Origin of the sequence: Chryseobacterium sp. KBW03 (assembly GCF_003852415.1) — a bacterium.
In the GTDB taxonomy this organism is placed as follows: domain Bacteria; phylum Bacteroidota; class Bacteroidia; order Flavobacteriales; family Weeksellaceae; genus Chryseobacterium; species Chryseobacterium viscerum.
In genome coordinates this window covers 772,029-792,916 of the sequence record NZ_QAJO01000003.1, presented here as the reverse complement: position 1 = coordinate 792,916, position 20,888 = coordinate 772,029, and the positions used below count along the sequence as shown (strand labels likewise).

The 20,888-nt window shown below is 37.4% G+C and carries 17 protein-coding genes; 10 read left to right on the top strand and 7 right to left on the bottom strand.

What is annotated here, in order from left to right; genetic code table 11:
* Window positions 1–52: 52 nt before the first annotated feature.
* Together DBR39_RS07530 and DBR39_RS07525 are read right to left on the bottom strand one after the other, a co-directional pair.
* The gene (locus DBR39_RS07530; protein WP_124531877.1) at window positions 53–1,468 is read right to left on the bottom strand and encodes a leucyl aminopeptidase family protein; all 1,416 of its coding nucleotides are present in this window, start codon (window positions 1,466–1,468) and stop codon (window positions 53–55) included.
* An 81-nt stretch (window positions 1,469–1,549) separates the two neighbouring features.
* Window positions 1,550–2,674 carry an alpha/beta hydrolase gene (locus tag DBR39_RS07525; RefSeq protein ID WP_228447787.1) on the bottom strand — a complete coding sequence of 375 codons (1,125 nt, stop codon included), beginning with the start codon at window positions 2,672–2,674 and terminating at the stop codon, window positions 1,550–1,552.
* A 196-nt stretch (window positions 2,675–2,870) separates the two neighbouring features.
* Between DBR39_RS07525 and glgB the strand changes: the two genes are divergently transcribed.
* The 8 genes from glgB to apaG all read left to right on the top strand — a co-directional run bounded on the left by glgB (window position 2,871) and on the right by apaG (window position 14,051).
* A complete protein-coding gene (gene glgB, locus DBR39_RS07520) occupies window positions 2,871–4,817 on the top strand; it encodes a 1,4-alpha-glucan branching protein GlgB (RefSeq protein WP_185147148.1) in 1,947 nt (648 codons plus the stop codon).
* Between the two features lie 3 nt (window positions 4,818–4,820).
* Entirely contained in the window at window positions 4,821–6,227 is a 1,407-nt protein-coding gene (locus DBR39_RS07515) for a glycogen synthase (protein WP_124531873.1), read from the top strand.
* Between the two features lies 1 nt (window position 6,228).
* Window positions 6,229–6,765 carry a hypothetical protein gene (locus DBR39_RS07510; RefSeq protein WP_124531871.1) on the top strand — a complete coding sequence of 179 codons (537 nt, stop codon included), beginning with the start codon at window positions 6,229–6,231 and terminating at the stop codon, window positions 6,763–6,765.
* A gap of 17 nt (window positions 6,766–6,782) precedes the next feature.
* The gene (locus DBR39_RS07505; RefSeq protein ID WP_124531869.1) at window positions 6,783–8,051 is read left to right on the top strand and encodes a glucose-1-phosphate adenylyltransferase; all 1,269 of its coding nucleotides are present in this window, start codon (window positions 6,783–6,785) and stop codon (window positions 8,049–8,051) included.
* 257 nt (window positions 8,052–8,308) lie between these two features.
* Entirely contained in the window at window positions 8,309–9,349 is a 1,041-nt protein-coding gene (locus DBR39_RS07500) for an SRPBCC domain-containing protein (protein WP_124531867.1), read from the top strand.
* Between the two features lie 125 nt (window positions 9,350–9,474).
* The gene (locus DBR39_RS07495; RefSeq protein ID WP_124531865.1) at window positions 9,475–12,288 is read left to right on the top strand and encodes a 2-oxoglutarate dehydrogenase E1 component; all 2,814 of its coding nucleotides are present in this window, start codon (window positions 9,475–9,477) and stop codon (window positions 12,286–12,288) included.
* Window positions 12,289–12,327: 39 nt separating this feature from the next.
* Window positions 12,328–13,581, top strand: coding sequence for a 2-oxoglutarate dehydrogenase complex dihydrolipoyllysine-residue succinyltransferase (gene odhB / locus DBR39_RS07490; RefSeq protein WP_124531863.1), 1,254 nt, complete (start codon window positions 12,328–12,330; stop codon window positions 13,579–13,581).
* 80 nt (window positions 13,582–13,661) lie between these two features.
* Window positions 13,662–14,051, top strand: coding sequence for a Co2+/Mg2+ efflux protein ApaG (apaG, locus tag DBR39_RS07485; RefSeq protein ID WP_065398091.1), 390 nt, complete (start codon window positions 13,662–13,664; stop codon window positions 14,049–14,051).
* A 37-nt stretch (window positions 14,052–14,088) separates the two neighbouring features.
* Here apaG and DBR39_RS07480 read toward each other — a convergent pair whose 3' ends face one another.
* The 3 genes from DBR39_RS07480 to DBR39_RS07470 form a co-directional block, all read right to left on the bottom strand.
* Window positions 14,089–14,643 (bottom strand): 3'-5' exonuclease, encoded by a 555-nt coding sequence (locus DBR39_RS07480; RefSeq protein WP_124531861.1) that lies wholly within the window; start codon window positions 14,641–14,643, stop codon window positions 14,089–14,091.
* A 176-nt stretch (window positions 14,644–14,819) separates the two neighbouring features.
* Window positions 14,820–15,797: a glycosyltransferase family 2 protein gene (locus DBR39_RS07475; protein WP_124531858.1), complete on the bottom strand. Its 978-nt coding sequence runs from the start codon at window positions 15,795–15,797 to the stop codon at window positions 14,820–14,822.
* 6 nt (window positions 15,798–15,803) lie between these two features.
* Window positions 15,804–16,688 carry a lysophospholipid acyltransferase family protein gene (locus DBR39_RS07470; protein ID WP_124531856.1) on the bottom strand — a complete coding sequence of 295 codons (885 nt, stop codon included), beginning with the start codon at window positions 16,686–16,688 and terminating at the stop codon, window positions 15,804–15,806.
* Window positions 16,689–16,771: 83 nt separating this feature from the next.
* On the opposite strand from DBR39_RS07470, the gene DBR39_RS07465 reads away from it, so the two are divergent.
* On the top strand, window positions 16,772–17,338 hold the full coding sequence (locus tag DBR39_RS07465) for a thioredoxin family protein (protein WP_124531854.1): 567 nt from the start codon (window positions 16,772–16,774) through the stop codon (window positions 17,336–17,338).
* 48 nt (window positions 17,339–17,386) lie between these two features.
* Here the strand turns inward: DBR39_RS07465 and DBR39_RS07460 are convergent, their stop codons facing one another.
* Both DBR39_RS07460 and DBR39_RS07455 read right to left on the bottom strand, forming a co-directional pair.
* Window positions 17,387–17,578 carry a bacteriocin-like protein gene (locus tag DBR39_RS07460; protein WP_124531852.1) on the bottom strand — a complete coding sequence of 64 codons (192 nt, stop codon included), beginning with the start codon at window positions 17,576–17,578 and terminating at the stop codon, window positions 17,387–17,389.
* A 68-nt stretch (window positions 17,579–17,646) separates the two neighbouring features.
* Window positions 17,647–19,008: an aldehyde dehydrogenase gene (locus tag DBR39_RS07455; protein ID WP_124531850.1), complete on the bottom strand. Its 1,362-nt coding sequence runs from the start codon at window positions 19,006–19,008 to the stop codon at window positions 17,647–17,649.
* A 189-nt stretch (window positions 19,009–19,197) separates the two neighbouring features.
* Here DBR39_RS07455 and DBR39_RS07450 point away from each other — a divergent pair, with 189 nt between their 5' ends.
* Complete coding sequence (locus tag DBR39_RS07450) at window positions 19,198–20,877, top strand: hypothetical protein (RefSeq protein ID WP_124531848.1); 1,680 nt, start codon at window positions 19,198–19,200, stop codon at window positions 20,875–20,877.
* Window positions 20,878–20,888 lie beyond the last annotated feature (11 nt).

The window sequence follows — 20,888 nt, the reverse complement described above, 5'->3', positions numbered from 1 at the left end:
TTTGAAAATTCACTAATCAATTATACAGAGATTTTTTGTAAAAAACTAATTTTTAGTGATAATTTTCGATTAAATCCGCGAGCAATTGAACTCCAAAACCGGTAGCTGCTTTTTCCTTGGCATAGCCTACACTTCCGAAGGCTACTCCTGCAATATCCAGATGGGCCCAATTGGGATGATTTTCAATGAATTGTTCTAGGAATTTAGCGGCAATGATACAGTCTCCGATAGGTTTCAGAGAGATGTTCTTCATGTCAGCCACATCAGACTTAAAGTCGTCTTTCCATACATCCCATAAAGGCAGGTTCCAGAGCCTTTGGTTGGTTTGGTCTCCGGTTTTTATAAGCGTATTTTTCAATTCTTCATTATTGGAGAACATCGCGGCACAAGTGTCCCCGAACATTCGTACTGAGCTTCCTGTTAAAGTAGCCAGATCAATCAGCAAATCGGTCTTATAGTTTTTAGAAAGATAAGACAATCCGTCGGCAAGAATCAGTCGGCCTTCAGCATCGGTATCAATGATTTCAATAGTCTTTCCGTTATAAGCCTTGATAACATCACTTGGGATGAGTGCTTTTTCGGAAATGGCGTTGTCTGTGATAGGAAGAACGGCTACAATATTGACAGGAAGTTCCATTTCCGCAGCATAGATTAATGCTCCCAGAACAGCTGTTGCTCCTCCCATATCAGACTTCATATAATGCAGATTGGTTGAATCTTTCAATGATATACCGCCTGTGTCAAAAAGTACACATTTTCCGACCAGTCCGAAAGTTTTGGCATTTTTAACCGTAGTTTTATATTCTAAAATAGTGAAGGCTGCATCATAGGCACTTCCCTGATTAACGGAAAGATAAGCACCCAGTCCAAGTTCCTCACATTTTTTTCTGTTGAAGACCGTATATTTTAATTCATGTTTTTTAGCCAGATTTTTTAGATAGGCACTGAAAATATCCGGTTTTTTAAGATTAGCAGGTTTGTTGAGCCAGTCCTGGCAAGCGGTTTGTCCATTAATTAAGGCTTCTGTTTTCTGGCTGATATGGTCTAATTTCTTTTGGCTTAAATTCTCAAAATGCAATTCAAATTTTGCGTTCCAGAAAGCATGTGTTTTTTCAAAAGGGTAGTTGTACGTTCCAGCCAATAGACCTTTTACCAACTCTTCAAATTGTTTTTCATTCATGAAATCTGCCAGTGCCAGTGTAGGAACAGCCTGCAGTTTTTCTTTCTGTGTCTGTGAGAATTTGGCAGCAACCTGCTGGATTTCGAAGTTTTGTAATGTCGATTTTCCTAATCCGATGAAATAGGTAATTCCCTCCTCATGAGCATTGATGAAAACTTCATACTTCTTTCCCGTGAAAAAAGTGGAAATATTTTTATTGAAATTTTTACTGGTTTTAGTCCATTCTTCCTCTGTGAAGATGTGGAAAACCTGAGTGTAATTTTTGTTTTTTTTATTAATTAGTTTCATAAATAGATATTATTTTTTTTCTAAGATCATACGCAATCACCAGCTTCATATGCCCGAATTTTATCCAGTGATTGTGTATCCTTAGTTTTTAATGCTTTGTTGTTGTGGTTTTACTTCTACAGGGTTTTCCGTATTGTCATAAAACAGCCATTCAATAGCTCTTGGGAATTCCTGTGACCAGTAAAATTCATTATGGGTCCCTTCAGGATTGATATTGGTTTTAAACTCAAAATCAAAAAGCTTTTTCTCTTCCCATCTTTTCAGATATTCTTCAAAAATATGAATCCTTTTGACCATTTTAGAGCCTTCCTGACCACCACCGTAGAGATATATTTTTGTTTTAAAAGGAACCCTGAAGTTCATCATGGGGAAGTTGTTATTCGGTTCTACCCAAAGGGAAGGGGAGAAAATCAACAATTTGGAATACACTTCAGGGTAAAGGAATCCGCTGTAGATACTGATTAGTGCACCCAATGAGCTTCCTCCGATTCCGGTATTGTCGCGGTCTTTTTTGGTTCTGTAATTTTCATCCACAAAAGGCTTTAAAGTATCTGCGATAAATCGGATGTATTTTTTGCCTTCAGAGCCGTTGGCAACATGATCGTTATCAAAAATATATTCTTTGATTCTTTCTTCGCTGCCATGTTCTATCGCGATGATGATAAGATCACCACGGCCATATTCTGCAAGGATAGATAGTTTTTTGTCAATTTCCCAGTTCCCGAACCCACTTCCTTCATTAAACAAATTCTGTGCATCCTGAAGATACAGCACCGGATAACGTTTATCAGTAGTATGATAGTCATAAGGAAGCAGTGCCCATACTTTACGATAACGGTCAAGCTGCGGGATATAGAATTTTTCGGAAATTACCTCTGCGGTGGGAAAATATTCTTCTTTGAATGGTCCCCAGTTCAACCTCCATTTTTTTATAGTATCAGACGCTTTACCTGCTGATCTTTTTACTTTCCGGTTGGGGGTTATATTGCCATATTGATCCAGTTCCCCATTCTCCCAGCCTCCTCTTGTGAATTTGTATTCAATGTCTTCAGGAAGGAGCTGATCCTCAATTTCGATAAAATAATGAAGAGAATCCTCTTGTTTAAGCTGAAAATTGTAGTCCTTAGGGTTCCAATTGTTGAAATTTCCGGTGATAAATACCGGTCTGTCGTCTTTTTCTTCTGTATAAAGTTCAAACCTCATCATATGTGTTTAATAAAATGTAGCGCTAAATTTATAAAAAAGATTGTTTTGAAATCATAAAAAATGTGAGTTAAAAAATGATATATTTGATAGATAGACGAAATCCGAAATTAACTTGACAATTATTTGACGAATAATTAATCGCTGTTGTCAGTATTTTTCGTAGTTTCAAACAAAATATAAATACAAACCGATCTTGATGAATTCTGTTAAAACCTACACGCTTTTCACCGATCATGATGTGTATCTTTTCAAAGAAGGGAGACACTATAAGCTGTATGGTAAATTTGGAGCACATTCTGCAGAAAAAGATGGAGTAAAGGGAGTGTATTTTTCAGTATGGGCGCCCAATGCAAAGAAAGTTTCCGTCATCGGAAATTTTAATAACTGGAATCATAAAGATCATATTTTGTTTCCAAGATGGGACGAATCAGGAATCTGGGAAGGATTTATTGAAGGACTAACCTGGGGAACATTATACAAATATGCTATAGAAACACCAAGAGGAGAGATCCTGGAGAAAAGTGACCCTTATGCAGCAAGCTGGGAACAGAACATCCAGGCGGCTTCATTGGTTTCCACAACGTGGTATGAATGGAGTGATCAGGAATGGATGGATAACCGCTGGAAAAAAAATACGCTGGAAGCTCCTCTATCTGTATATGAACTTCATCTGGCTTCGTGGGTAAGGGAAGGAGATCATCCTGACCGTTTTCTGAATTACCGGGATATTGCTGAAAAACTGGTTCCTTATATCGAAGAAATGGGTTTTACTCACGTAGAATTTATGCCGGTGATGGAATATCCGTATGACCCAAGCTGGGGATATCAGATTACGGGCTTTTATGCAGCGACTTCACGTTTCGGCTCACCTCAGGATCTGATGTTTCTCATTGAAGAACTTCATAAAAATGAAATAGGCGTTATCCTGGACTGGGTTCCATCACATTTTCCGGGAGATGCTAATGGTCTTCACCGTTTTGACGGGTCATATCTCTATGAGCATGAAGATCCGAGAAAAGGGTTTCATCCCGATTGGAAATCACATATTTTCAATTACGGAAGAAATGAAGTGAAATCTTTTCTGATTTCAAATGCGATGTTCTGGCTGGACCGCTATCATGCTGACGGATTGCGTGTAGATGCCGTAACTTCTATGCTTCACTTAGATTATTCACGAAATGAAGGGGAATGGGAGCCTAATATCTATGGAGACAATGTAAATCTGGAAGCGAAAGCCTTTTTGCAGGAATTCAACACAGCGGTTTATAAGGAATTCGGAAACGCTATTATGACGATTGCTGAGGAAAGTTCAGATTTTCCCATGCTTACAAAACCCGTTCATGATGGCGGAGTAGGTTTTGGAATGAAATGGATGATGGGATGGATGCATGATACTTTGGATTATTTTAAAGAAGATTTTGATAATCGAAAGTTCCATCACCACAAGCTGACTTTCGCCTCTATGTACATGTATAATGAAAATTATATGATGCCTTTGTCACATGATGAAGTCGTACATGGAAAAGCAAGTCTTATTTATAAAATGAAAGGGGACGAATGGCAGAAATTTGCCAACCTGCGTACCTTATATGTATATATGTACACCCACCCCGGGGCCAAATTGCTTTTTATGGGTGATGAATTCGGGCAGACCAGTGAATGGAACTTTACAAAAAGCCTCGACTGGCATTTGCTGAAATATCCTGTTCATAAAGGAATGCAGGAAATCGTCAAAGAACTTAATCATTTGTACACATCGGAAACAGCATTGTATGAAAATCAGTTTGACAAGCACGGTTTTGAATGGGTGGAGGCAGATGATATGGAGAACTCGGTATATGTGTATCTCAGAAAGGGCAAAAAAAGAGATGATATGATGATGGTCGTCCTGAATCTGGCCCCAAAAGTACTGGATTATAAAATTGGGATTCCTGCAGGGACCCACTGGGAAGTCGTTTTGAGTTCCGATGATGAAAAATACAGCGGAAGCGGCGTAGAACCTGAAATATTGGAAGAAAAACATGAAGAATGGAGAGGACATCAGAAATCAATGACTGTAAAGCTTCCTCCATTGTCAGGTATTATTTTGAGACAGAAGAAAGATAAAAAGTATAAATTACACAGAATTAAACACAAGAGATAAAGGATGGTTATTTATCATTTAAGCACAGAATGTTATCCTGTAGCCAAAGTAGGAGGTCTTGCGGATGTAGTTGGAGCACTTCCGAAATATCAGAATAAAATAAAAGGAATAGATGCCAAGGTGGTGATGCCATGGTACAATAAACCTTTTGTTTATGAACATGAATTTGATCTGGTTTTTGATGGGTTTATTCATCAGGGACCTGATATGTTGAAGGTTCAGGTCATGAAAGAAAAAACAAATGTTCTGGGATTTGAATTATACATGGTGAAAATCCCCGGATTATTAGACAGGGACAATCCTTATGGATACCAGGATGAAAGTTTCCAGTTTCTGGCTTTTCAACATGGGGTATTGCATTGGTTGTGTGCTATGGAAATCCGTCCCGATGTACTGCACTGCCATGATTATCATACCGGATTGGTTCCCTTTATGGTAGAGAACTGCCCGGAATTTGAATTCTTAAAAGGAGTAAAAACAATAGGTACCATCCACAACGGTGAATATCAGGGAATGATGAGCTGGAATATGGCGAATTATATGCCTTCTTTTGATTCTTACAAATGGGGACAAATGGACTGGAATGGATTTATGAATCCATTGGCAAGTATGATCAAATGTGCCGATGCCTTTACTACCGTCTCCGAAGGATATCTGGAAGAACTTTTTATAAGCTTCCGCGGACTGGAAAGCCTCGTTCGTCAGGAATTCGGGAAAGCATACGGTATTATCAACGGTATTGATGCAGAAGTCTGGAATCCCGAAACCGATCCGATGCTGGATTTTAATTTTAACAGTAAAAATGCAGTCGCTCAGAAGAAAAAAAATAAAGAAAAACTGTGTAAGGAGTATGGACTGAAGCCTGAGCTTCCTCTTTTTGCGTTTATTGGAAGATTTGCCACAGAAAAAGGAGCAGATTTGCTGCCGGATGTAGTATGGCGAAGCATCAAACAAAGTTATGGAGCTTTAAATATTATGATTCTCGGTTCAGGAAACACCTACATTGAAAATAAACTGAAAGAATACGACTATACCTACACCAATTTTGCCCTGGATCTGGGATATAAAGAACATCTTTCTCATAAGATATACGCCTCGGCAGATTTTCTTTTGATGCCTTCCAGAGTTGAGCCTTGCGGACTGAATCAAATGTATTCCATGAGATACGGAACCGTTCCTGTAGTAAGATATACGGGCGGCCTTAGAGATACCGTAGAAGATATTTCAACCGGTGGAGCAGGACTAAATTTTACTTATCCGGGTGTAGATGATGTTGTACATGCGATGAACAGGGCAATGGCAATTTATAATCAAAAAGGAGTGATGAAAGAACTTATCCATGCCAACATGAATTTTGATTTTGCATGGGAGAAATCTGCGGAAAAATACATAGCTTTATATAATAGCTAAAATGGCAAAGTTTTTTTCCTTTTTATTCATAGTAATCATAATCTCGTCCTGTAAAAAGGAAGACGATGGACTTCGTAATGGTTATTTCTGGTTATATGGATACGGACTTAAAGATGGGTACGGTGAAGAAGCAGCTAATGGCATTTCTGAAAAGTGGAAAATAAAAATAGTAGATGCCGGAGGATGTATTATTGATGAAGAATCGGGAAAAAAAGTAATCAGAGCAAATAATAAAACCTTGGCTGCCATTACAAAGAAATATGGTAAAGGATGGGAAGCAAAATATGATCAGGACTTAGAAGGTTTTGTCTTAAAAAGCGCTGATGTAATGGATGTTTTGATTGTAAATAAATTATTCAGGAGTATGCTGAGAGATCACAATATTCCCATTGATAATGTGGATAAAGAAGTTAAAGAACTTAATGATCAGGGACAATACGAAGTGGTAGTGGTTAATCCGAATCTGAAATATGAAAATAAAGAATGCTTTAAAGTAGCAGTGAACACTAAGAATAGAACAGTAAACTTAATAAAATAAAAAAACGCAAGATATTTATGAATCGAAATGTAATCTCCATTGTTTTAGGAGGAGGCAGAGGGACAAGGCTATTCCCGTTAACGTATTCCAGATCAAAACCTGCTGTACCTATCGCAGGAAAATACAGACTGGTAGATATTCCTATTTCAAACTGTCTGAATTCGGGATTGAATAAGATTTTGGTTTTAACGCAGTTTAATTCTGCTTCCCTCAATTCACACATCAAGAATTCTTACCACTTTGATATTTTCAGTAAAGGTTTTGTTGATATTCTGGCAGCCGAACAGAATGTAGAAAATGAAAGCTGGTATCAGGGAACGGCAGATGCTGTACGCCAGTCGATGAAACACCTTGAAAAATATGATTATGACTATATCCTGATTCTTTCAGGAGATCAGCTGTATCAGATGGATTTCAGGGAAATGCTCGATTTTCATATCGAAAACGGAGGGGATCTTACTATTGCAACCATTCCGGTGAATGCAAAAGATGCCACTGGTTTTGGGATCTTAAAATCGGATGATGAAGGAAATATTACCTCTTTCTATGAAAAGCCCGATTATGATATGCTGGAAGGGCTGCAATCTGAAGTTTCAGAAGAAAATAAACGCGCCGGAAAAGAATATCTGGCTTCTATGGGAATCTATATTTTTACCAAGAGTATCCTTAAAAAAATGTTTGATGAAGGAGCAGGTGATGACTTTGGAAAAGATATTATTCCAAGTTCTATTGGGAAATACAAGACCTTGAGCTATCAGTATGAAGGCTATTGGACAGATATCGGAACCATAGAATCTTTTTACGAAGCCAATCTTGACCTTTGTCTGGATCTGCCACAGTTTAATCTTTTCTCTTCTTCTCCAATCTATACCAGAGCAAGGATGCTTCCTCCATCAAAAATCAACGGATCTTATGTGAGTAAGGCAGTTTTTGGAGACGGATGTATCATCATGGCAGATAAAATTGAAAATTCGGTGATCGGAAACAGAACGAGAATTGATAAAGGAAGTACGATTGTGAATTCCTATGTCATGGGTGCTGATTTTTACCAGAATACAACAGAAATTGTTCTGAACGACAGAAGTGGCCGCCCTAATATGGGGATCGGAAAATATTGTTATATAGAAAAAGCAATCCTTGATAAAAACTGTTATATTGGTGACAATGTGAAGATTATTGGAGGAAAACATATCCCGGATGGAGATTATGGAACCTATTCGGTACAGGATGGGATTGTGGTAGTGAAAAAAGGAGCTGTAGTGGCGCCGGGAACCCATATAGGGTAAGAGAAAGGAAGATGGATGCTGGAAGATGGAAGTTATTAAGGACGAAGAATGACCAGAGATTTTATCATATAAAATTCAGGTTTATTGGGTAAGGTCGAATATTTTTAATCAAAAAAGGATTAGTATTTATCGCCTGATAGTAACATCGAGCTTCCTTCACCCAGCTTCCAGCCATAAACTAGGTTAATTATTGTTAAACATAAAATCAGAGTGATCAGCATATTGGTCACTTTTTTTATTTGTATTACTTTTGTGCGATGCGTATTTTTAAGATATTAACTTTTATCATTGTTCTGTTGGGGGGAGCTTATGCTGCTTCCATGTACTATTTTGTGGAGGAAAGCAAAAATTTCACGATTGAAAAAGAGATCGATTATCCTGTGGATAAAGTTTTTGCTCAGTTTAATAATCTTCAGAACTTTACAAGATGGAACAACTTCTTTACCAGTTCACAATCTATAGACATAGATTATTATACGCCTTATGAAGGACAGGGAAGTGCTATCAGCTATGTGGATCCTAAAAATGATAGCGATGGGGAAATGTTCATCAGATATGAGAATCTTAACAAGACTCTGAAATATCAGCTTTTTCAGGATGAAAATGAAAACCCAACACTGGTTGACGTTAAATTTAAGCCGGTTTCTGCAGAGAAAACAAAAATAATCTGGTACGTACATACCCCTAAACTATCTGTTTGGAGAAGGGTAGAGAACTTCTGGACGGAAGACCGCTTTGCTGAAAATATCGACAAAAGCATGGCGAATCTTAAAAACTCTTTAGGAAATAAAGTAGAAAAAGATAACCAGATGGCAGCCATCAAATATGACAGTCTGATGGTGGAAAAAGAAGAAGACAAGCAGTTGTTGGGGATCAATGTGAGTACATCCAACAAAAAAGATGCTCTTTACAAAAATATCGTGATGAATTATAACAAAGTTTACAATTTCGTGACGATGGACCTTGGTAAAAAAGATGATGAATTCGGATATCCGATCCTGATCACTGATGCGGATAATTACAAAGACAAGGAGGTTTCTTATTTCCTCGGAATTCCACTTTCTAAGAAAATTGGAGTATCTGATAACAATTTCAATTTTAGGTCCGTAAATCCATCTCAAAATTACGTTATTTACTATAAAGGCAACTATGAGGGACGAATTCGGGCAATCCAGCAGTTGATTCAGAAAGCCAAAAAAGACGAGATGCGCTTCAATGAGATTCGTCAGACCTTTATTGAACGTCCGATGGAAGGACAGGATACTAATGTTAAGCTCTCATTATCAGTATATAAGTAAATTTCCTTTAATTATTTTTTTCTTAAGTTTTTTTAACGGTTTGAGACTGTTCTAACTCGGTTTTTTTTATTAAATTTGAAGATTAATTCTACAAATAAATTTTAATAAATAGATAAACTGTAATAATGGACAGATTTTCATTCCTAAACGCAGCTCATTCTCAGTTAATTGAGGATTTATACCAACAATACTTAAAATTCCCGGACTCTCTAGAACCATCATGGAAAGCTTTCTTTCAAGGCTTCGATTTTGCTTTAGAGAACTATGGAGATGACGATAGCATTCAATTTATCCAGGCTTCGGCCAATGCTGCCCCGGCAGTACAACAGATTTCTCAGGCGGTATCAAATGGAGAAGTTCCTGAGCACATCAAAAAAGAATTTAAAGTAGTAAACCTTATTGAGGCTTACAGAACAAGAGGACACCTTTTTACAAAAACTAACCCAGTTAGAGAAAGAAGACATTACACACCTACTTTAGACATCGAAAACTTTGGTCTTTCTAAAGAAGACTTAAATACAAAATTCAACTGTGCTGTTGAAACAGGAATGAAAGAGCCTGCTACTTTAGCAGATTTGATCAAGCATCTTGAAAGCATCTACTGTGATTCTATCGGAGTAGAATATATGCATATCAACAATGTTGAAGAAAAAGATTTTATCAAGAGATGGCTTCAGGTAAACGAAAACCACCCGAATCTTTCTGCGAATGAAAAAACAGAAATCTTATTAAAATTAAACCAGGCTGTTGCCTTTGAAAATTATCTTCATACAAAATTTGTAGGTCAGAAAAGATTCTCATTAGAAGGAGGAGAAACATTAATCCCGGCTTTAGATCAATTGATCTCAAGATCTTCTCAGTTAGGAGTAGATGAAGTGGTATTAGGAATGGCTCACAGAGGAAGACTGAATGTACTGACGAATATTTTCGGAAAATCTTACAAGCAGATTTTCTCAGAATTTGAAGGTAAAGAATTCGAAGAGGATGTATTCTCAGGTGACGTTAAATATCACTTAGGATCTTCTAAAAAGATCAAAACAGCTTCAGGAGAAGAAGTTTGTATCAACCTTACTCCAAACCCATCTCACCTTGAAACAGTTGCTGCTCTGGTAGAAGGTATCTGCCGTGCAAAAGTAGATGATAAATACAAAGATTATTCTAAAGTATTGCCAATCATTATCCATGGAGATGGAGCTATTGCCGGACAGGGTATTGCTTATGAAGTGGCTCAGATGATGACATTGGAAGGATACAGAACAGGAGGTACAGTTCATATCGTTGTAAATAACCAGGTTTCATTTACAACAAACTATATGGATGCAAGATCTTCAACATATTGTACAGACATCGCAAAAGTTACAGAATCTCCTGTAATGCACGTGAATGCTGACGATGCTGAAGCGGTTGTTCATGCTATTCACTTTGCTGCTGATTTCAGAGCAAAATTCGGAAAAGATGTTTATATTGACCTTTTAGGATATAGAAAATACGGACATAACGAAGGGGATGAGCCAAGATTTACTCAGCCTAACTTATATAAATCCATCTCAAAACACCCGAATCCAAGGGAAATTTATAAAGATAAATTACTTAAAGACAGCGTTACTTCCAATGATGTAATTGCTAAAATGGAAACGGAATTCAAAGCTCTTTTAGATAAAGACTTTGATGCTTCAAAAGAAATTGAGAAGAACGTAATGGATTTGTTCATGGCTGAAGACTGGACAAACTATCCAATCGGAAAAAGAGGTGCTGTTCAGCTGCCGGTTGATACAAAATATGATATCGCAAAACTGAAAGAATTGGCGCTTAAAATGTCAACACTTCCAGTTGATAAGAAATTCATCAATAAAATTACAAGACTTTTCGAAAACCGTATCAAAGCTATTGAAGGTAATTCATTAGACTGGGCGCTAGGAGAGTGGTTAGCTTATGCAACACTCCTTGTAGAAGGTCACAACGTAAGAATCTCTGGAGAAGATGTAGAAAGAGGTACATTCTCTCACAGACACGCGGTAGTAAAAACTGAAGATACAGAAGAAGAATATATCCCGTTAAGACACGTATCAGAAAGCAGATTTGATGTATTCAACTCTCACCTTTCAGAATACGGTGTTTTAGGTTTCGACTATGGATATGCAATGGCTTCTCCTAATACATTAACAATCTGGGAAGCTCAGTTCGGAGATTTCGTGAACGGTGCTCAGATTATCGTTGACCAATATCTAGCGGCTGCAGAAGAAAAATGGAAAATCCAGAACGGATTAATAATGCTATTGCCTCACGGTTCAGAAGGACAGGGTGCTGAGCACTCTTCAGCAAGATTGGAGAGATTCCTTACCCTTTGTGCTAATGAAAACATGGTGGTAGCCAATATTACTTCACCTGCCAACTACTTCCACTTATTGAGAAGACAGTTGAAATGGGGATTCAGAAAACCATTGATCGTAATGAGCCCTAAATCTTTATTGAGACACCCTAAAGTTGTTTCTCCGCTTGAAGATTTTGCAACCGGTTCATTCCAGCCAATCTTAGACGATCCTACTGCAGATCCTAAAAAAGTAGAAAAAGTAGTTCTTTGTTCAGGTAAATTATACTTCGAATTATTGGCGAAGAAAGAAGAACTTAATTGTGAAAATATTGCATTAGTAAGATTCGAGCAGTTATATCCACTTCAGGCAGATGCTATTGAAGCGATCTTCAACAAATATGAAAACAGAAAACAATTGGTGTGGGCTCAGGAAGAACCTGAAAACATGGGGGCTTGGTCTTATATCCTGAGAAACTTCAGAGATACAGGTATTCAGGTAGTAGCTCCGGTACCAAGCGGTGCTCCGGCTCCAGGTAGCCACAAAATGTTTGAGAAAAATCAAAATGCCGTAATCAACAGAGTTTTCGACAGAGATGATGCTCCGGCAAAAAGACCAGTTACAGCTTAATTTAAATAATATTCCATTAAAAAATAAAAAATACTCGATATGTCAGTTTTAGAAATGAAAGTTCCTTCACCGGGCGAATCAATTACAGAAGTTGAAATTGCAACTTGGCTAGTAAAAGATGGTGATTATGTAGAAAAAGATCAACCAATCGCCGAAGTGGATTCAGATAAAGCAACTCTTGAATTGCCTGCAGAACAAAGTGGTGTGATCACTTTAAAAGCAGAAGAAGGTGAGGTAGTACAGGTAGGTCAGGTAGTTTGTTTAATTGATATGGATGCTGCAAGACCAGAGGGTGCTGCACCTGCTGCTGAAGCTCCAAAACAGGAAGAAGCTCCGAAAGCTGCTGAGCCTGCTAAACAAGAAGCTCCAAAACCAGCTGCTCCGGTAGCTGCACCACAAACTTATGCAACAGGAGCTCCATCTCCGGCTGCAAAGAAAATCCTTGATGAAAAAGGAATGAATGCTGGTCAGGTTTCAGGAACAGGAAGAGACGGAAGAATTACTAAAACTGATGCTGAATTAGCAGCTGTTCCTGCATTAGGAGGAACTCCTTCTACAGCAACAGGGGCAAGAACTACCACTACGACTAAACTTTCAGTGTTAAGAAGAAAAATCGCTCAAAGACTGGTTTCTGTAAAGAACGAAACAGCAATGTTGACGACTTTCAACGAAGTGGATATGTCTGAAATCTTCAGATTAAGAAAACTATATAAAGAAGAATTTGCTCAGAAACATGGAGTGGGACTTGGTTTCATGTCTTTCTTTACAAAAGCTGTTACAAGAGCATTACAAATGTATCCGGATGTAAATGCATCTATCGACGGAGATTTCAAAATAAACTATGACTTCTGCGATATTTCAATTGCAGTTTCAGGTCCTAAAGGATTAATGGTTCCTGTATTGAGAAATGCAGAAAACATGTCTTTCAGCGGAGTTGAAGCAAACATCAAGGATCTTGCTACAAAAGTAAGAGACGGTAAAATTACTGTTGACGAAATGACTGGTGGTACGTTTACTATTACAAATGGTGGTACTTTCGGATCTATGTTGTCTACACCGATCATCAACCCTCCACAATCTGCAATCTTAGGAATGCACAACATCATCCAGAGACCGGTTGCTGTTGACGGGCAGGTAGTAATCAGACCAATGATGTACGTAGCAATGTCTTATGACCACAGAATTATCGACGGAAAAGAATCTGTAGGATTCCTTGTAGCGGTAAAAGAAGGTATCGACAATCCTGTTGGAATATTAATGGGAGGTGACGAAAGAAAAGGCCTTGGATTATAAGTTTTAATAAATTTTTAACATAAATATATAATCTCGCCTCAAAAAGGCGAGATTTTTGTATTTATTAAGAAAATACTACAATGATGTTTTCAAAAATGACTTCCAATATCAAAGTTTCAGTAATACCTGAATATGATAGTAAAAACAGTTATCCATCCGAAAACCGTTACGTTTTTAAATACAATATCACGATAGAAAATGACGGAAGCTTTCCTATCAAAGTATTGAAAAGAAAATGGTTAATTTTTGATGTAGGATTTGGATACACAGAGATTATAGGTGATGGCGTAATCGGCCTTACTCCTGAAATAGGAACAGGTGAAAATTTCGCTTACTTCTCCAATGTAATGCTTCGTTCCGGAGTAGGAAATATGAGCGGAAAATACCTGGTTAAAAACCTGGAAACACAGGAGACATTTGAGATTGATATTCCGAAATTCAATCTGTTGTCTGAAGTGTTGAGTAATTAATGATTAATAAATTGCAGACTAAGAACCCGGGTTCTTATTAAAGCTTTTTGATTTTCGCTTTCATATAATCGTTTACTTCATCATTACTGGTGAGAAACAATTTCTCAAAAGCCAGTAGCGAGATCTTGGCACATACTTCAGCATCAGCTCCCGCTCTGTGGTGGGTAAAATCAATTTTGTGATATTCTGCCAATGGTTTTAAGCCGTATTTCGGAAGGTAATTCCATGATTTTTTCGCAAGCTGTATGCTGCACAGGTAGTTCAGATTGGGTGTAAACATCCCATAATGCTGAAGACATCCTCTTAAGACAGAAGCATCAAAACCTGCATTATGAGCAATCATAAGACTGCCATACATCATTTCCTGAGCTTCATACCATACTTCATCAAAACTCGGTGCGTCTTTTACATCTTCAGGATGAATTCCATGCACCGCAATATTGAATCTACTGAAATAAGGAAAGCTAGGAGGCTTGATCAGCCAGGTTTTAGTTTCCACAATTTTAGAATCCTGTACTACACAAATTCCCATCTCACAAGCTGAACTTTTCTCGTGAGTGGCCGTTTCAAAATCTATTGCACAGAAATCCATTGTTTTAAAGGTATAAATTATAAATTGGTTGTTGGTCCTCTAGTGTAGAATTTAATGCTTTAGGTTCAAAGTGATGAAACGTATAGGTTTCTCTCATAACAGTTCCCAGTCCTTAGTATTACAGATATTTGTATTTTCCTAATTCCCACAACCTATTACCTGCCACCTTTTATCTTCTACCTTCCTCCCAAAAAATGTTTAAAAATCAGCCATTTCGATTGATAGAACTGCTGCTTCTGATTTTTCTGACGCAGTTTCCATGTTCCCGGAAGTTGTGCGTAGAATCCGAAATGAGCCCTTACTACCGCCCACAGGTGTGGGAAGCCATGTTTTAATCCAAAATAAATTCCGGCAACACTATCCAGACATAATCTGAAAAAAATAAGCCAGATCAATTGAGGAAAAGGAAGATTCTTAAGCATCATAGAAAGGTTATTTCTGATGTTGAGATAGGTCTTTTGCGCACTCTGCTTGTTGAGCGTTCCACCGCCCACATGATATACGCTGGATTTTCCGGTATAATAAATCTTTTTTCCAGAATTGATGAGCCTCCAGCACAAATCAATTTCTTCCTGATGGGCAAAAAACCTTGCATCGAAACCATTCTGCTCCCAGAAATCTTTTGAACGGATAAATAAACAGCATCCTGATGCCCAGAAGATTTCTGTTTCATCATTATATTGCCCTTTGTCTTCTTCCAGATCATCAAAAACTCTTCCTCTGCAATAAGGATATCCAAGATTATCAATCAAACCACCGGCTGCTCCGGCAAATTCGAAAGAATTTCTATTATGATAGGATAAGATTTTAGGCTGTACTGCGGAAGCTGCGGGATTCTTTTCCAATAATTCCAAAGCCGGTTCTATCCAGTTCTCTGTAACTTCTACATCAGAATTGAGAAGACAGTAGTATTCATTTTTGATTGATTGTAATCCTTCATTATAGCCGCCTGCAAACCCGTAGTTTTTATCATTTTTAATAATGCGTACTGTGGGGAAGTTCTTTTGTAAGAAATCTATAGAATCATCTGTAGAAAGATTGTCAATAACATAAATATCCGCATTCCGGGAAAATTGAACTACACCCGGAAGAAATTTCTCAAGCCAATTTCTGCCGTTCCAGTTTAAGATGGCAACTGCCAGTTTTTTCTGCATTTCAATCTAATTTTTTTCAGAATCAAAATTTTTGATAGAGTCCTGATATTTCCATTTTCTGTGTGACCAAAGATAGTTGTCCGGATTTTTATGCAGTGTATTTTCCAATAATTTATGAAACTTTCTCACGACTTCATTTTCCGTGAATTTTTCGCCATCCGGATATATTCTGTGATAATTAACCTGATAATAACCCCGTTTCACCTTCTTCATCTCGCAATAGATAATAACAAGATCCATTCTTGTAGCGAGTTTATCGTATCCTATAAAAGCGGGAGTTCGTTGGTTCAAAAATTCTAATCCATAAGTGACATGAGCATGGTGAGGAGTCTGGTCAGCAACAAACATATAGGCTGATTCACCATTGTTTTTGGATCGGAAAATATTCAGAATTACTTCATTGGCTTCCAATGCTTCATTTCCGAATTTGTTTCGGACCTTCTTCATCTGATTCTCCCAAAAGTCATTATTCACCTTTCTGTATACAGGGTGACAGTGAGCCTGGGGAACAATCTTTGCCAATGCATTGATCCATTCCCAATTGAAAACATGTCCTGCCAGCAGGATAATATTTTTACCTTCCTTCTTAGCTTCATGAAACAACTCCTGATTGATATGCTGCATTCTCACCCGGGCCTCTGTCTCAGAAATACTGAAGGATTTTATAGTTTCTACCAGATAATCTGAAAAATTAAGGTAGAATTTTTTTCGTATCTCTTTGATCTCTTCTTCAGATTTCTCTGGAAATGAGTTTCTCAGGTTCTGAGTAATGACCTCTTTTCTATATCCTACGAGATAATAATTTAGGAAGAAGATGACGTCCGAAAAAATATACAATATTTTAAGCGGAAGCTTAGAGATCAGATATAATATTTTGATTAGGAAATTCATAAAACAGGCAAATTTAGTGATAATAAAATTATGGTTCTATTTTTGCAGAGGGATATTATATTATTTTTTTTACTTTTAATGTTATGAAAAAATTGACAATATTAGCTTTCGTGGGATTAAGTACTCTGGCTTTTTCACAGGATGTAAAGAATTCACCAGATAAAGGAAAGCAAAAAACGGCGCTTATCGTACCGACTGGGCAGGCAGAATTGGATGCTAAGAAAAAAGCGGCTGAAGAAAAAGCTAAGCTTCCTAAACCATATGATCCAAAAGCAGATGCACAGGCAGATATAATTAAATTAGTCGCTCAGGCTAAGAAAGAAGGTAAGAATGTAATGATCCAGGCTGGTGGAAACTGGTGTATCTGGTGCCTTCGTTTTAATAACTTTGTACAGAATACCCCTGAACTGAAGGAGATCGCAGATAAAAATTATGTATACTATCACCTGAACTATTCTCCTGAGAATAAGAATGAAAAAGTTTTTGCTCAATATATCAATATTAAAGAACAACAATTTTATCCTTTCTTCATCATTTTAGATAAAGAGGGTAAAAAGATTCATGTTCAGCAGAGTGAGGTTTTGGAAGAAGGAAAAGGATATAGTAAAGAAAAAGTAAAAGAATTTCTGGAAAAAGGAAAAGTCCTTTAAAAGAAAAACCTTTCTAAAAATAGAAAGGTTTTTTTGTTTTTTATCGTCTTAAGCACAATTTTCCACACGGATTGCACCTCTTCCATTGGCATCATAACAAGCCGCTCCACCTGAATATTGGATGCATGAAGAGCAAGAACTTATATATACCATACCTCCATCTGAACAAGATGAAGCACATGATAGTCCTCCTGCTAGTTTACTTAATTTTTCTCTTGATAATTTTTTTAAATTTTTCATGGGTTATAAATTTAGTTTAGGCTGTAAATATATTGTTTTTTTATTTAAAATCCCCGATTAGGGAGAAATTAAAGCAATTTTTTAATCCAGCTTAATTTCTTTTCAGAATAAGGCGGATATTTGATATTGGGTTCACCCCAGGTAGCTTTTTCGAGAACAGATTTTTGATGGGAAAAGGCTTCAAAACCATATTTCCCGTGATAATTTCCTGTTCCTGAGTTTCCCACCCCTCCAAATGGCAGATTATCATTGCTTAAATGCATAATAGTATCGTTAATACAGCCTCCTCCGAAAGACAATCTCCGGGTAAACATCTCTTTTTCTTCAGAATTATTCGTAAAAAGATAAGCGGCTAGAGGTTTTTCAAGTTCCAGAATAGAATTCAGTGCGGCATTGTAATTCTGAAAACTGATAACAGGCAGGAGCGGACCGAAAATTTCTTCCTGCATGATCTCATCATTCCAATCTACATGATTCAGAATTGTGGGTTCTATGTACAGCTTTTCTTCATTGAAGTTTCCCCCGGAATAGAGTTTTTCCTTATCAATTAAGCGTATAAGGCGCTGAAAATTCCTTTGATTAATGATTCTTGTATATTGTTCAGAATCGGAATCATATCTGAATTCTTTGATGTATTTCCTTAGCATTTCCAGAAATTGCTCCTGAATAGTTTCTTCTACCAACAGATAATCGGGAGCTACACAGGTTTGTCCGGCATTGAGAAATTTCCCCCAGACAATTCTTTTGGCAGCGATTTCGAGATTGGCATTTTTGGTAACGATAGCAGGAGACTTTCCGCCCAATTCAAGGACTACGGGAGTAAGATGCTCTGCAGCAGCTTTGTAAACGATCTTTCCTACTTTGGTACTTCCGGTAAAGAATATTTTATCAAATTTTAATCGCAGAAGAACCGTAGTTTCGTCAATACCGCCTTCATATACATATAGATATTCAGGAGGAAAATTTTCATTGATGATGGATGCCATAGCTTTCATCGTATTTTCAGCGATTTCGCTGGGCTTAAGAATACAGCAGTTTCCGGCCGCTATGGCTGCAATAAGAGGGGAAAGTGATAACTGATAAGGATAATTCCAGGCTCCGATAACCAAAGTACAACCCAAAGGATCAGCATGAATTTTACTGCTTCCTAGTTGATTAGGAAGATTGGTACTTACTTTTTTAGGTTTTGAAAGAGATTTTAAATGCTTGAGATAATAATTAATATCATTCAGAATAAAGGACAATTCTGTCGTGAAAGTATCAAATTTTGATTTTCCGAAATCTTTGTTAATCGCTTCATACAGCATATTCTCATTAGAAATAATAAGACTTTTAAGCTTTTCAAGATACATTTTCCGGAAAGTAAGACTTTTGGTTTGCTGGGTGGCAAAAAAATCTCGTTGCTTCAGTAGGATACTTTCAATTTCCATGGGTGATTTTTATATTAAACGTTCTTATTTCCAAGATAGTATTACTGGGAAATTTATTAATAATAATGGAGTATTAATTTAATAAAAAATTAGATAACATTATATTTTAATGAATAGAATTGCGAATCTTAGAAAACTCATTGGTTGGTGATAAAAAATATTGTAATTTTAATTATTTAAAATTTGAGGATGAGAAAATTGTTCTATGTGTTCCCCTTACTCTTTTGTTATTTCAGTTACGCACAATGTACAAATTGTGGCATTCAAAACCCTACAGATCCTAATTATCATTTTCCCGATAATACAACAGTTTGTTTCAGTTCTGATATGACATTCAATAATCCGACTTTTGGAACAAACTCTAAGATTTGTATTGCTTCCGGTGTTACCTTACAGTTTCAGAATAATATAAGTGGCGTTACCAATGCTCCGGTGAGTTTTGAAGTGCATGGAACTCTTAATTTTAACCAAACAATAACGAGTGTTGCTGATCTCGATGTACATGTTTACAATACTGGAAATATAATAGTAGGAGGAGGGAATGGAAATCTGACGATTGACGGGCAGGTTAATAAAATTGTAAATGAAGGCCTTATTGAGCTGGGAGTTTTACAGTTAGGAGATAATACGACCAATACAATAGATAATTACGGAAATCTGAATATCAATGGGAACCTGAATATGAGCAGTTCTGCCACGACTTTGTTCAGGAACGAAGGAGGCGGATTGATATTAATCAGCGGGAACTATGGAAATAGTGAGCAGAGTGTCTATGTCAATTGCGGTACCATTATATCTCAGAACGGATTTAATATTAATGGCGGGAAGATTATTAATACAGGATTTTTTACAGTAGGAGGAGATATCAATTTATCAGGAAACAGCAGCGAAATTTATAATTTTGGGCTTTTTACCTCTAACGGAAATATGAACAATGCACCTGCTGATGCGGTTATTTATAATGAGGGGGAATTGGCACTGAACCAATTTCAGGGAGGAAATGCTGCGATTCAGGGACCTTCTTCATCCACAAAAAAAGGATATGTAGTGTTGCAAAATCCTATTCAGGTAGGAAATGTGGCATTGGGGCCTAATCTTGATTTTAGAAGAACTACGGGAGTATCGGATCCAAGTACCGTTTTTATGAACAGTACTCCGAGTTTCCTGACCAATGTTACCTATGATTGTGCTTCTACAAACAGCTGTAGTGCGCCTTTGATCATCAATCCGGGATTTTGTCCTGCAATTAATGGTGCTCTGCCCCCAATGGCGGTAGATGATACATACACAATTGTTGCAGGAGGGTCTTCTGTAGGAATTGTTTTGGATAATGACTTTGAAACTTATGGCGGGGCACAGGCAACACTTTCCAATGTTATTTTGTCCCAGATATCCACTTCAAATACAAATATCTCACTGAATATTTCCGATGGTCATATTCTGGCAGCTCCGGGTACAGCTCCGGGAACTTATACTTTGGTCTATCAGATCTGCCAGACTGCTTCTCCATCAAATTGTGATACAGCAACGGTGACGGTAACGATTCAAGGGGCTGTCCCTTGTTATAAGCCTGCTGTGACAGCGGGTACAGTACTTTCTTCAGATTTTGGAATTACTTCATTGAACAGGGCAAATAATGGTACAAATAGCTGGCCGGGTGTAAGAAAAGGAGCGTGGACAGTATTGGAATCGAAGAATAAAGGTTTTGTTCTTAACAGGCTTACGGATGCTCAGGTAGCTGCAATTCCGCAGGCAGACCTCAAAGAAGGAATGATTGTGTATAATACTTCACAAAATTGTTTGCAGGTCAACATTAACGGAACCGCTACGGGTTGGAAATGTTTTAATACCCAAACCTGTCCTGATTAATAGAAAAACTG